Source organism: Pseudomonas sp. NFACC51 (genome assembly GCF_900103575.1).
Classification (GTDB): Bacteria; Pseudomonadota; Gammaproteobacteria; order Pseudomonadales; family Pseudomonadaceae; genus Aquipseudomonas; species Aquipseudomonas fluorescens_Q.
Genome location: NZ_FMXH01000003.1, coordinates 323,521 through 337,028, shown reverse-complemented (window position 1 = coordinate 337,028; position 13,508 = coordinate 323,521). Strand labels below are relative to the sequence as shown.

Sequence of the window (13,508 nt, the reverse complement as noted above, 5' to 3'; positions counted from 1 at the left end):
TCTAGAGCGCTTTTCATCGAGATTCGCCGACTGCCGTTTGCAGTCGGCGGATATTTGTCCAGTTGAGTCACAACGCAATTAGCCTTCAGATATTGCTTACAGTTCGTCTCCACCTCCTGGGTACACGGAACGAGCCAGAATGCTAGATATCTCGCAACACACACCTTCCTTTCGCGTTTATGAAAACGTACACCTGCTTGCCGAACAAGCTTCCCCTGAAGGCCCCCAACAGTTGGTCTGCGGCGCGACAGACCGGTCGATCACCCTCGTTCGAAATGAGGACGGTAGCGTCCAAGTCAGTATGAATCGGCCTACCATCACAATACTGGTCCTGAGTGGCGGTGGTGCCAAGGGGGTGGCTTATTCCGGCTTCGTCGATGCACTCGAAGCCAACGGTGTCATGGATCTAATCGAAAAGATTTCAGGTGCCTCTGCGGGGGCGATATCGGCCGCTTTACTCGCCAGCGGCATGAGTCATGCGGGCTTCGACAGGATCTCCGATGACATCTCCCTCGTTGAGTTGCTCAACAGCAGCAAGCCCGAGGTTTCGATCTGGCAAAACAGATTGTCGAAATTGGGCGAGCAATTGAAAAACATTCCGCTGGCGCAATTGCTCTGTGATTTGTTGCCACGTCTGGGCTCCAAGGGGATACCGCTGGAGGAACTGATCAGAAAGGAATCCTGCGCGGCGTTTCTACAGCGTTGTGCCGAAGCCAAGACTCCACTTTCCGAGGAGGCCTTAGAAATCGTCGCCAAAGTGCAAGTGAAAAAATACGTCACTTTTGCCGACCTGGCGGTCCTGAGCAAAGATATCCCGCAGATCAAGACGTTAGAAATGACCGGCACCGCCATGTTCGAGGAAGGCACGCAATCGGTGGTCTTCAGCGCGGACCTGACCCCGGATATGGACATTGCCGTAGCAGCGCATATCTCCGCGTCGCTGCCAGTGGTGTTCAGCAAGCCGACCCTGCAAGGGCAGCCGTTCCAACCCATGGGCACCACCACGGCATTTGCCGATGGCGGCATCCTGAACAACACACCGGTACCCGCTATCTATAACCCGGTTACCGCCATGAGCCCGATCCCGGACGGCGAACACTTGATCCTGGTATTCGAGGCCGAAGAATCAGACCAGGGACCCCAGCGGGGTACGGGCATGTCAGCCCTGATCGATAGACTTCTCAAGGCTCCCCATACGGCCAGCTCTGTGTGGAATGCCGAGCAACTGAAGCGTTTTGCCGAACATACTGTCGTCGTGCCGCTGATATTCAAAACAGGCAATTACTCCGACCTGTTGAATGGAACGGTCAATTTCAGTATGCCCAAGAAGACAAAGAATTTTCTTCAGGAAGAACTGCGTAAGGCTGTTCAAACCCATTTGGACGAGCGAAACGCCACTCAGCAAACCTATTCGTTTGCCTCGATCAGGGAGGCCCTGCTGGCGTTTGACGACGAAACGTTAGAGCAACTAAGCGCAGAACTGGAGCACGACGAAGCCTGCGCCGAGGTGATCGCCTTCAGGCGGCACGCACAAGGGGCGCTGGAAGGATTAAAGGAAGCGATCAAGATAGCCAACAAAACGTCCTCCAAGCTTGAACCCACCCCAGAGATGCACATGCCTATCTGGGCCCTCGACCAGCTTGCGGATCAACCCGACCAGTTGGAATGGCTGGCAAAACGCCTCAATCACGGCAATGACCCGGACTTCATGCAGTTCCTGCAGGCCGCCGCCGAGTGGGACAAAGGCGCGCCCAGCGCCATTTCCGTGGTGACCCAGCACGCCGTCGAGCAAATGCACCTGCAGGACATTGCCACCCGCGCCCATAACGTCGTGCAACGCGTACTGAACCCCGCGCGCTTTCTCGGCGGCCAGCCCAATGCGAACATCAAGCTGATCAACGGGGCCATCCGGGAATTGCAGGAAGTGCAAGATCCAAAGGCCTCCAAGAACTCACTAGAACAGAAGATCGCGTTCAACAATTCACTTGAACGGGTCATCGCGAACTACAGGTCGCGCTACACCGGGCTACTCAATCCAGAGTCAACAACCCGCAAGACACTGCGCGACATGCAATTCAAATAGCCGCCACGCCCACCGGGAGCCTATGAACCGGCTCCCGCCTAGTCCGGGTCGATGCGACGCGCTGGTTCAGCAGCGCCTTTATCTTTGGGCAAGCCCACTTCACTACGAATCTGCGCATGGCTGATCAGCGCAAAAATAAAGCTGCCACCGATGATATTCCCCGCCAACGTCGGCCCGGCGAACACCATCCAGAAGTCCTCCCACGACAACTGCCCGGCGAAGACCAGATACGACACCTCGGCCGAGCCGACGACGATGTGGGTGAAATCCCCCAGCGCCATCAGGTAAGTAATCAGAGTGATGATCCACATCTTGGCGCTTTCCATGGATGGGATCATCCAGACCATGGTGGCGATCATCCAGCCGGAAACGATGCCCTTGGCGAACATCTGGCCAGTGTCGTTCTCCATCACCTTGCGGCCGATTTCCAGGAAGGCCTGGTCGGTGCGCGGGTCGAAAATCGGCAGGTGCAGCATCACGTAGGCCACCAGCAAGGTGCCACACAGGTTGCCCACCAGCACCACGCCCCAGAGCCGCAACAGCCGACCGAAGTTGCCCAAGGTGGGTTTGCTCATGATCGGCAGCACGGCGGTCAGGGTGTTTTCGGTGAACAACTGCTGGCGGGCGAGGATCACCGCGAGAAAGCCGGCGCAGTAACCGAAACTGGCGATCACCTTGAAGCCTTCGTGGTCCGGCAACCGGGAGTTGAGCAAGCCCATCGCCATCAGCGACAGGCCCATGGTCAACCCAGCCGCCAGGGCCGACCACCAGAGCGCGGCGATACTGCGCTCCAATTCCTGATTACCCTGGGTGCGGATGATTTCATGCAGCACCGCGGCCCGTGGCGGCTGGTTGCGGTCGACTTCGTGTTGCTCCTGGGCCGAAAGGTCAGGGGTCTTGCCTTCTTCATGGGTGTCCATACAGCTCCTGAACCGGTGGCGTGATGTACCTACGACACGCGGCGTTCGGCGCTGTTCAGTCACCTGGGCCTGAAACCGCTATCGATCTCACTCGACGACAGCATCCTTGAACTGATCCTTGACGTACTTGATCTCGGTCCGCCCGTGAGGCGCCGGCAAGCCGTCTTCGCCGAGGTTGACGAAGACCATCTTCTCCACGGTCAGGATGCTCTTGCGGGTGATTTTGTTGCGCACCTCGCAGGTCAGGGTAATGGAAGTACGGCCAAACTCGGTGGCGGTGATGCCCAGCTCGATGATGTCGCCCTGGCGCGAAGCGCTGACGAAATTGATTTCCGAGATGTACTTGGTGACCACGCGCTGGTTACCCAGCTGGACGATGGCGTAGATCGCCGCCTCCTCGTCGATCCAACGCAACAGGCTGCCGCCGAACAGCGTGCCATTGGGATTGAGGTCTTCGGGCTTGACCCATTTGCGGGTGTGGAAATTCATGTTCACTCCTGAGTGTCTGGCCGATGAATGCCTGCATCATGGCAGACCAGGCTGCCCGGCTCTACGTCGCGGGCCCTATGACGATCATCGGCAATTTCGATTTGCCGACAGAAACCCTTTTGGAAGATCCGATTAGCCCGTTATAATCGCCACCGCTTTACCCGGTCCACCCGTTGGACCGTTCCCGCCACCTGTCCGAGGGGCGCTGCAGCAGGCTCGACCTGTCAGGCTCGGATGGGGCGTTGTTTGTACGGGGGCTCCCCGCACGGACACTAAACGCACAACGGCGCCCATTCGCATACATTACGAATGGAGACTCTTCATGAGCGCTGTTATCACGCCTGCCGATTTTACCGACTACAAAGTCGCCGACATGTCCCTGGCTGCCTGGGGCCGTCGCGAAATCATCATCGCCGAATCCGAAATGCCAGCCCTGATGGGCCTGCGCCGCAAGTACTCTGGCGAACAGCCATTGAAGGGCGCAAAAATCCTCGGCTGCATCCACATGACCATCCAGACCGCCGTGCTGATCGAAACCCTGGTTGCCCTGGGTGCCGAAGTGCGCTGGTCGTCCTGCAACATCTTCTCGACCCAGGACCAGGCCGCTGCCGCCATCGCTGCCGCCGGTATCCCGGTATTCGCCTGGAAGGGCGAGACCGAGCAAGAGTACGAGTGGTGCCTGGAGCAGACCATCCTCAAGGATGGCCAGCCATGGGACACCAACATGATCCTCGACGACGGCGGCGACCTGACCGAGCTGCTGCACAAGAAGTACCCGGCCGTGCTGGACAAGGTCCACGGCGTCACCGAAGAGACCACCACCGGCGTTCACCGCCTGCTGGACATGCTGGCCAAGGGCGAACTGAAGATCCCGGCCATCAACGTCAACGACTCGGTGACCAAGAGCAAGAACGACAACAAGTACGGCTGCCGTCACAGCCTCAACGATGCCATCAAGCGCGGCACCGACCACCTGTTGTCGGGCAAGCAGGCGCTGGTGATCGGCTACGGTGACGTGGGCAAGGGTTCGTCCCAGTCCCTGCGCCAGGAAGGCATGATCGTCAAGGTGTCCGAAGTCGACCCGATCTGCGCCATGCAGGCTTGCATGGACGGTTTCGAACTGGTTTCGCCGTTCATCGACGGGATCAACGACGGCACCGAAGCCAGCATCGACAAGGCGCTGCTGGGCAAGATCGACCTGATCGTGACCACCACCGGCAACGTCAATGTCTGCGATGCCAACATGCTCAAGGCCCTGAAGAAGCGCGCCGTGGTCTGCAACATCGGTCACTTCGACAACGAAATCGACACCGCTTTCATGCGCAAGAACTGGGCATGGGAAGAAGTGAAGCCACAGGTCCACAAGGTGCACCGCACCGGCACCGGCAGCTTCGCCCCACAGAACGACGACTACCTGATCCTGCTGGCCGAAGGCCGCCTGGTTAACCTGGGCAACGCCACCGGTCACCCAAGCCGCATCATGGACGGTTCGTTCGCCAACCAGGTCCTGGCCCAGATCTTCCTGTTCGGCCAGAAATACGCCGACCTGTCGCCGGCCCAGAAAGCCGAGCGCCTGACCGTGGAAGTACTGCCCAAGAAACTCGACGAAGAAGTGGCCCTGGAAATGGTCCGCGGTTTCGGCGGCGTGGTCACCAAACTGACCAAGCAACAGGCTGACTACATCGGCGTCACCGTCGAAGGCCCGTTCAAGCCGCACGCTTACCGCTACTGATCGGCGCGGCTCCCCCAGGGGGAGCCGGCTCTTTGTGGGAGCGAGCTTGCTCGCGATGCAGACACCTCGGCCCAACTGCCGGAGCGAGGCGATGGCAATCGCGAGCAAGCTCGCTCCCACACAAGCCTGAGCGCCTCACCGGCCTACGAGTTTCCAAGGATATGACCATGTCCCAAGACCGTCGCTACAGCTTCGAGTTCTTCCCGACGAAGACCGATGCTGGGCATGAAAAACTGATCGCCACTGCCCGTCAGCTGGCCAGCTACAACCCCGACTTCTTCTCCTGCACCTATGGCGCCGGCGGCTCGACCCGTGACCGCACCCTGAACACCGTGTTGCAACTTGAAAGCGAAGTCAAAGTCCCGGCCGCCCCTCACCTGTCTTGCGTGGGTGACAGCAAGGACGACCTGCGAAGCCTGCTGACCCAGTACAAGGCCGCTGGCATCAAGCGCATCGTTGCCCTGCGCGGCGACCTGCCGTCAGGCATGGGCATGGCCAGCGGCGAGCTGCGCCACGCCAATGACCTGGTTGAGTTCATTCGCGAAGAAACTGGCGAGCACTTCCATATCGAAGTCGCGGCATACCCGGAAATGCACCCCCAGGCGCGCAATTTCGAAGACGATTTGCGCAACTTCGTCCGCAAGGCCAATGCTGGCGCCAACAGCGCGATCACCCAGTACTTCTTCAACGCCGACAGTTATTTCTACTTCGTCGAGCGCATACGCAAGTTGGGCGTCGACATTCCTGTGGTACCGGGGATCATGCCGATCACCAACTACAGCAAGCTGGCGCGCTTCTCCGACGCCTGCGGTGCAGAAATCCCACGCTGGATCCGCAAGCAACTGGAAGCTTATGGTGACGACACGTCGAGCATCCAAAGCTTCGGCGAGGAAGTCATCACGCAAATGTGCGAGCGATTGTTGCAAGGTGGAGCCCCGGGGCTGCACTTCTATACCCTGAACCAGGCCGAAGCCAGCCTGGCGGTATGGAACAACCTCAAGCTGCCGCGTTAACAGCCCATACAGTGGTACAAAAGGCCCTGGTGAAAACCAGGGCCTTTTTTATCCAGTTGTCGTGAGGGTCTTCGGCCCCGAATGGATGTGTTTGCCTCGGGACAAATACCGCGAAGCCTTCGATCTGCACCGACTGCAAGTAAAAGGCAACTAAGGCGCGAGCCAGAGCGCTCTAGCTATTTGAGGAGTTCTCGTCGTAACCTCAGGCCATGCCCGTTATTGCCCAGTTACTGACAGCCCTTCTCCTCTTGTGCCTGAGCATGACTGCCCGGGCCGAGAAGTTGCGCATTGTCACCGAACCCTGGGCCCCGTATGTCTACGAAGAGAACGGCAAGATGCTGGGCCTGGACTACGAAACCACGGCCATTGTCTTCAAGCGCCTGGGTATCGACGTGGAATGGCAGTTCCTGCCGTGGAAGCGTTGCCTGGTGATGCTGGAGCAGGGGTTGGCGGACGGTGCGCTGGACATTTTCCACAGCGATGAACGCGATGCCATGCTGCTTTACCCCAGCGAACCGCTATCGGACGTAGAGTTCGTGATGTTCTACGCCAATGCCCGGCCCCATCCGTTTCGCACGCTCGATGACCTGCGCGGCCTGACCGTCGGCACCTCACCCGGTTATCTCTACAGCCAGGCCTTCAGTGAGTCGACCCTGTTCACCCGGGAAACGGCGCCAACCCACGAAGCCAATTTCGGCAAGTTGCAGTTGGGACGCATCGACCTGCTCATCACCGACCGCAGGGTGGGCCGACATGTGCTCGAACACATGCAGTTGGGCGACCAGATTACCGAAAACCCGATGGTCGTGAGCCGCCAAAGCCAATACCTGGCGGTGCGGCGCAATGCCGGGATGGATTTGCTGGTGCAACGCTTCAGTGCCGAACTCAAGCGTTTCAAGCGCGAACCCGCCTATGCCGAACTGAGCGCCCGCTACGGCGCCGGCCCAGTGGCCAAGGTCATCTCGCCCGGCCTGGGTCAACGTTGAAATAAACCGTTGAGCAGCAGGAAAGCGGCGCACGGCGTTTGCTCTGTTATACTCCGGCCTTCCCGCCAGGCTCACGCCCGGACGCCCGGTCTTGCAAAAGGCATCCCGACACCGCTACAGCGCAGCTTCCAGCCCGCGCGAGCCCTGTCCGGACCCGTCTTTCAGACCCGGCAGGACCGGACGGGATGACGTTTCCATGTTGAACGTCATTCGCGCCAGGCAAGACTATCCCATTGGGCCAGGCCCTCACTAAAACAGGATTACTCATGTCCTTTGCTTCCCTCGGTCTCTCCGAGGCTTTAGTCGGCGCCATCGAAGCCGCCGGCTATACCCAGCCTACCCCCGTGCAACAGCGGGCCATTCCCGCCGTGTTGCAAGGTCGTGACCTGATGGTCGCGGCGCAGACAGGTACTGGTAAAACCGGCGGTTTCGCCCTTCCGATCCTGGAGCGGTTGTTCCCCAACGGTCACCCAGACAAGTCCCAGCGTCATGGCCCGCGCCAACCGCGCGTACTGGTCCTGACCCCAACCCGCGAACTGGCGGCCCAGGTACACGAGAGCTTCAAGGTCTACGCTCGCGACCTGAAGTTCGTCAGCGCCTGCATTTTTGGCGGCGTGGGCATGAACCCCCAAGTCCAGGCCATGTCCCGTGGCGTCGATGTACTGGTGGCCTGCCCCGGTCGCCTGCTGGACCTGGCCGGCCAGGGCAGCGTCGATTTGTCCCACGTGGAAATCCTCGTGCTGGACGAAGCCGACCGCATGCTCGACATGGGCTTTGTCCATGACGTGAAGAAAGTCCTCGCTCGCCTGCCCGCCAAGCGTCAGAACCTGCTGTTTTCGGCGACGTTCTCCAAGGACATCACCGACTTGGCTGGCAAGCTGCTGCACAACCCGGAGCGCATCGAAGTCACGCCACCGAACACCACGGTCGAGCGCATCGAGCAACGCGTCTTCCGCCTGCCGGCCAGCCACAAGCGTGCCCTGCTGGCGCACCTGATTACCGCCGGTGCCTGGGAACAGGTCCTGGTGTTCACCCGCACCAAGCACGGCGCCAACCGCCTGGCCGAGTACCTGGACAAGCATGGCCTGCCGGCTGTGGCGATCCACGGTAACAAGAGCCAGAACGCCCGCACCAAAGCCCTCGCCGACTTCAAGGCCGGCGAAGTGCGCATCCTGGTGGCCACCGACATCGCGGCCCGTGGCCTGGACATCGACCAACTGCCTCACGTGGTCAACTTCGAACTGCCGAACGTCGATGAAGACTATGTGCACCGTATCGGCCGTACCGGCCGGGCCGGGCGCTCGGGCGAAGCGATCTCACTGGTCGCACCGGACGAAGAAAAGCTGCTCAAAAGCATCGAGCGCATGACCAAGCAGAAAATTGCCGACGGCGACCTGATGGGCTTCGATGCCAGCACCATCGAGGCCGAGAAGCCTGAAGTGCGCGAACGTCCGGACGTGCGCAATCCGCGCAATGCCCGTGGCCCGCGCGGCGACGGTCCGAATGGCGGCGGTGGTGGTGGCGGCCGCAAAGACAAAGGCAAGGACAAGGGCAAGGAAAAATCAGCCAGCAACAGCAACAGCCGCGGCGAACGCCCAGCCCGCGAACAGAAGCCCCGCGAAGGCACGCCAGCCCGTGAACAGCAGCGTCCAGCCCCGCGCGCCGCGGCTGATCGTGCCCCGGACGAGTTCCTGGACGACGATATCGATAACTTCGGTAACCGCGTCGACTACGTGCCCCAGCAGAAACCGGCCCAGGGCCGTGGTCGTCGCCCGGGTGCCCCGGCACAGGGTGCAACTGCAGGCGCGCCGCGCAGCGGCCAGCCACAAGGTCGCCAGAATGGCCCGCGCAACAGCAACGGCTCGTCCACCGGCACGCCACCGGCCAAGCGCAGCGGCCCACGCAACGGTGCCCCGCGTGACGGTCAGGCTCGCCGCGATGACACCCGCCCGCGCCGTCCGGCCCGTGAGGACCAGCCTCGTCAGGAACCCGCCGTGCAGAACCCGCGCAGCAACCAGCCGAAGATCATGCACAAGGAATCGAAAGCCGATCGTTTCCCGACGCCTGAACAGCTGGATCAACTGCCAAGCCGTCCACGGGGCGAAAAACCGGCATTGCTGACGCGCAATCGCTGAGTTTTTCCAAGCGTTGAAAAAATGCCCCAGGTCTCGCGACCTGGGGCTTTTTTTGGTCCAACACAATTCCAAATGTGGGAGCGAGCTTGCTCGCGATAGCGGTATGTCAGTCAGCATCAAATCGACCGGCAAGACGCCATCGCGAGCAAGCTCGCTCCCACAGGGTTTTCTGTGCTGCCCGAATCCGCGTAATAAAAAACGCCCCTGATCGCAAGACCAGGGGCGTTTTTTGTCAGTGCGAAGGTTACTTCGCTTTGACACCTTCAAACGAGATGTACAGCTCAACGGCGTCGGATTGTGGACCCAGGTCCATCATCTTGCCGAAGTCGGAACGCTTGATGCTGGTGGTGCCCTCGAAGCCGGCACGGTAGCCGCCCCATGGGTCCTTGCCTTCACCCAGGAAGGTGGCCTTGACCACGATTGGCTTGGTCACGCCGTGCAGCGTCAGGTCGCCGGTCACGTCGGCAGTCTCTTTGCCAGCGGCATTCTTACCGGTGGATTTGACGCTGGTGGACACGAACTTGGCATCGGCGTACTTGGACACCTCCAGGAAGTCCTTGCTGGCGATGTGCTTGTCGCGCTCGGCGTGGTTGGTGAACACGCTGGCGGTACGTACGTTGAACTCGATCTTGCTGTCTTCTGGCTTGGCGGCGTCGAAGCTGAACTTGCCGTCGATGTCCTTGAAAGTACCGGTGATGTAGCTATAGCCCAGGTGGCTGATCTTGAAGTCGACGAAGGCGTGCTGGCCTTCCTTGTCGACCACGTAGTCGGCAGCCATGGCCTGGCCGGCTGACAGCAGGGCAGAACCGATTGCCAGGGCGGCGAGCGTCTTTTTCAACATGCTTTCTATTCCTTTGGAGTCGAGGTTGAACATCAGGCTTGGCGTCCCAGCATGCGCTTGAGGGTCGCGTCACGGTCGATAAAGTGGTGTTTCAATGCTGCCAACGCATGGAGGCCGGAGAAAATGACCAACGCCCATGCCAGGTACAGGTGAATCTCGCCAGCGACGTCTGCCTGATCGGGCAGTCCGGACACCAGCGCGGGGACTTCGAACAAACCAAACACCGGGATCCCGACACCGTCTGCGGTGGAAATCAGGTAACCGGCGATCATCACGGCGAACAACCCGAGATACAGAGCACTATGGCCAAGCTTGGCGCCGACGCGGGTCAGGCGGCCATAGGTTGGCAGGGTCGGTGGTGGTGGGCTGACGAAACGCCAGATCACCCGCAGCAACATGACTGCCAGCAGCACCAGGCCAATGCTCTTGTGCAGGTCTGGCGCGTCTTTGCGCCAGGTGCTGTAGTAATCCAGGCCGACCATCCACAGGCCCAGGGCGAACAACCCATACACCACCAGCGCAATGCCCCAGTGCAGGGTGATACTGACCCAGCCATAACGAGAAGAAGAGTTGCGTAGCTGCATTGCTCATATCCTGTAAAAACTGCGTCCAAGACTAGCGAGTTATCTATCGATTTAAAGCGGAAATTTTCGCTTTGAAATATCGAGAAATACGATGATCAGTCTGGGAGAGGTGGGTTAAGGAAAGATTAAAGGGGGAAATGGTGGGTGATGGCGACCGGCGCAAGCAGTGATCGCGTGATGGAAAGGGCCCTATCGCAGCCTGCTCACGGCGGTTTTGTGCCATGAAACATGTGTGCTGGGGCTTCCTCCAGCTCTAATACCCTAGGATAGCCTGACAGTTGATGTGCTAGTTCACCGAGCACTCGGGCTTGTATGAATCCATCGTGCACTTGTATGCCAACTGCGGATCTCTTTTTGGGATCATCGGAATTCTCAAAGGATCCCGGCATTCGCCATAGACACACCCAGAAAGTACTACCAATGCAACCATCGATATTAGGATTTTCATAAGCGCTCCAGTTTTTGAGGAGCCTAGAGCCGATGACTGGTGCGCTCTATCACTTCCATCCTGTTAATGGGTGGGAAGTTTCCGATATATCGCCGCGGCGTGTAGGACGTTAGCGCTCGTTGTACAACGCCGGGCCCTGGGTGTGCTGCTCACTTAAGAAAAGCGATGAATCCGTGGCGAGGGAGCTTGCTCCCGCTTGAGTGCGAAGCGCTCACAAAAAGGGGCTGCTACGCAGCCCAGCGGGAGCAAGCTCCCTCGCCACAATGATTCAGACAAGCCTTGAGCGAACAGTGCTAGACCCTTGAGCCGCGCGTTTCGCCAGGACGACTACTGAACCTTGGTTTCAGTGGTCGTCGCCGGCTTCGCCGCTGGCTTCTTCGCCGGTTCAGTCTTTTTCACCGGCGCCTTGGCCGGGGCTTTTTTTGCCGGGGTCTTGGCTGCCGCTTTCTTCGCCGGTGCTTTCTTGGCAGGCTCGGCTTTTACCGGGGCCGCGGCCTTCGGCGCTTCTACCGGCGCAGGTGCCGGGGTTGGCGCTGGCGCAGGCGTCGGTGCTGGCGGTGCTACCGGCTCGGGCGCCTTGACCGGCTCCGGCTTCTTGTCGTCATCCGAGCCACCGAACAGGTTGCTGAAGAAGTTGCCCTTCTTCGCGGCCACGGCACCGGCAGCTGCCGCCGTTGCAGCCGGCGCGACCTTGGGCGGCTCGAACGACTTGCCCGCCGCCAGGTCTTCAACCTGGCTGGCGGCCCGTTGACCGCTGCGCAGCGCGCCTTCCAGGGTGCCCGGATACAGGGTGTCGGTGTGTTCACCGGCAAAGGCTACGCGCTGCAACGGCTTTTCCCACAGGCGCCAGTATTTGCTGATCTGGCCCGGGCCAAAGGCCAGGTATGCGCCGCCCATGGACGGGTCGGTGCTGTAGCGACGAATCTCATAACCGGTGAACGCGCCACGGGCCTGGGGATAAAACGCGTGCAGGCGGATCAGCACCTGGTCGACCATCTGCTTGTCGCCGAAAGCCTGCATCACCCGGGCGTTGTCGCCGGACAGGTTGATGACCACGTTGGCGCCGCCCTTCATGGCCGGCTCGATCCACATCATGCCCAGGCCGGCGTTGCTGTAGATCTCACCCGACATGCGCGCCTTGCTGTCCCAGACGGGGTTCTTGAACTTGAGCATGATCTGGTCGCGCCAACCGTAGTTGGTGCCCTTGATCGCGCCTTGATGCTGGGCGTCCAGGGCCGGGGTCAACTGGATCTTGTTCAGCGCCCGCAGCGGCACCGCCAGCACCACGTAGTCAGCCTGATAGCCAACGGCGCCAACCTTGACGGTCACCCCGTCCTTGTCCTGGGAGATGGCCGACACGGGCGAATTGGTCTTGATGGTTTTCAGTTGCTTGACGAACGCCTGGGCCAGGGTCGGGCTGCCACCCAACAGGCGCGAGGCCCGCAGGTCGCGGTCGGACACGCCACGATAGACGCGGTTCTGCTGGGCGAAATACAACAGCGACAGACGCGAAGGCTCGTCGTAACGGGTGCGAATCTCCTGGTTCACCAACTGCCGCGCCGTGGCCGGCAGTTGCAGACGGTCGAGCCAGTTGGACACGGTGATCTGGTCCAGCGCGTGCAATGTGTTGTTGGCCGCGGGGTTCTGCGGGTCTTCGATGGAGCGCGCCAGTTCGTCCAGGGTGGTTTCGTAGCGCTTGAGGGCTTCAGCCGTGGCCGGCTGTTTGGTCGCCAGGTCCGCAGCGGTGAAGTAGGTGCCATCGATCAGGTAGCTGGGGGTGCGCACGAACTCCGGCGCCGGCGTGGTGCTCAGCTTGAATGTGGAGACGTATTTGTTCAGCACCGGCTGGGTCTTCTCGTTGCCGATCCACTCACTGGTGGCCATGCCCGAACGACCGCCCAGGCTCGGCTTGGCTTCCAGCAGGGTCACGACCCAGCCTTTGTTCTGCAGCTCATAGGCCGCCGTGAGTCCCGCCAGGCCGCCGCCGATGACGATGGCCGTCGGTTGCTTGTCCTTGGCCAGCGCCGAAACGCTGAACAGCCCTATCATCACCAGCGCACAGGCGCGCAGCCAACCAGCAGACATTCAACGAACTCCGGAGTAAACGTAGGTAATTTCAGTTTTTCGAGCCAGACAGCCCAGAAGAGCCGCGAAGAATACGTCAGCCATCAAAGCGCCGCCAGCGGCGTCTATCGCCTCGCTCAAAGTCGCCGCGATGACACAATGGGTTGTCCCCAGGGCCGCCATTGCATAGGCTTGCGCGATTGTTTTGCCCGC

General features: G+C 60.2%; 9 protein-coding genes, 1 pseudogene and 1 riboswitch. Of the genes and pseudogenes, 5 read left to right on the top strand and 5 right to left on the bottom strand.

Going from position 1 to position 13,508, the window contains the following annotated elements; translation table 11 throughout:
- Positions 1-139: 139 nt before the first annotated feature.
- Positions 140-2,083 carry a patatin-like phospholipase family protein gene (locus tag BLT00_RS08480; protein ID WP_092150751.1) on the top strand — a complete coding sequence of 648 codons (1,944 nt, stop codon included), beginning with the start codon at positions 140-142 and terminating at the stop codon, positions 2,081-2,083.
- Between the two features lie 38 nt (positions 2,084-2,121).
- On the opposite strand, the gene BLT00_RS08475 is transcribed toward BLT00_RS08480, so the two are convergent.
- Together BLT00_RS08475 and BLT00_RS08470 are read right to left on the bottom strand one after the other, a co-directional pair.
- Positions 2,122-3,003, bottom strand: coding sequence for a formate/nitrite transporter family protein (locus BLT00_RS08475; RefSeq protein ID WP_092150748.1), 882 nt, complete (start codon positions 3,001-3,003; stop codon positions 2,122-2,124).
- An 87-nt stretch (positions 3,004-3,090) separates the two neighbouring features.
- Positions 3,091-3,492, bottom strand: coding sequence for an acyl-CoA thioesterase (locus BLT00_RS08470; protein WP_003206420.1), 402 nt, complete (start codon positions 3,490-3,492; stop codon positions 3,091-3,093).
- Between the two features lie 191 nt (positions 3,493-3,683).
- Positions 3,684-3,791, top strand: a riboswitch (S-adenosyl-L-homocysteine riboswitch).
- Positions 3,792-3,814: 23 nt separating this feature from the next.
- Between BLT00_RS08470 and ahcY the strand changes: the two genes are divergently transcribed.
- From ahcY to BLT00_RS08450, 4 genes and pseudogenes are all read left to right on the top strand, one after another.
- Positions 3,815-5,224, top strand: a complete 1,410-nt coding sequence (gene ahcY / locus BLT00_RS08465) for an adenosylhomocysteinase (RefSeq protein WP_092150745.1) — start codon at positions 3,815-3,817, stop codon at positions 5,222-5,224.
- Positions 5,225-5,391: 167 nt separating this feature from the next.
- Positions 5,392-6,237: a methylenetetrahydrofolate reductase [NAD(P)H] gene (metF, locus tag BLT00_RS08460; RefSeq protein ID WP_092150742.1), complete on the top strand. Its 846-nt coding sequence runs from the start codon at positions 5,392-5,394 to the stop codon at positions 6,235-6,237.
- Between the two features lie 209 nt (positions 6,238-6,446).
- Positions 6,447-7,228, top strand: a pseudogene (locus tag BLT00_RS08455) (substrate-binding periplasmic protein).
- A gap of 261 nt (positions 7,229-7,489) precedes the next feature.
- Positions 7,490-9,358 carry an RNA helicase RhlE2 gene (locus BLT00_RS08450; protein WP_175456266.1) on the top strand — a complete coding sequence of 623 codons (1,869 nt, stop codon included), beginning with the start codon at positions 7,490-7,492 and terminating at the stop codon, positions 9,356-9,358.
- Between the two features lie 244 nt (positions 9,359-9,602).
- On the opposite strand, the gene BLT00_RS08445 is transcribed toward BLT00_RS08450, so the two are convergent.
- The 3 genes from BLT00_RS08445 to BLT00_RS08435 all read right to left on the bottom strand — a co-directional run bounded on the left by BLT00_RS08445 (position 9,603) and on the right by BLT00_RS08435 (position 13,316).
- The gene (locus tag BLT00_RS08445) at positions 9,603-10,199 is read right to left on the bottom strand and encodes a YceI family protein (protein WP_063323987.1); all 597 of its coding nucleotides are present in this window, start codon (positions 10,197-10,199) and stop codon (positions 9,603-9,605) included.
- A 32-nt stretch (positions 10,200-10,231) separates the two neighbouring features.
- Entirely contained in the window at positions 10,232-10,783 is a 552-nt protein-coding gene (locus BLT00_RS08440) for a cytochrome b (RefSeq protein WP_092150736.1), read from the bottom strand.
- A gap of 775 nt (positions 10,784-11,558) precedes the next feature.
- A complete protein-coding gene (locus tag BLT00_RS08435) occupies positions 11,559-13,316 on the bottom strand; it encodes a flavin monoamine oxidase family protein (RefSeq protein ID WP_092150733.1) in 1,758 nt (585 codons plus the stop codon).
- Between the last annotated feature and the right edge of the window lie 192 nt (positions 13,317-13,508).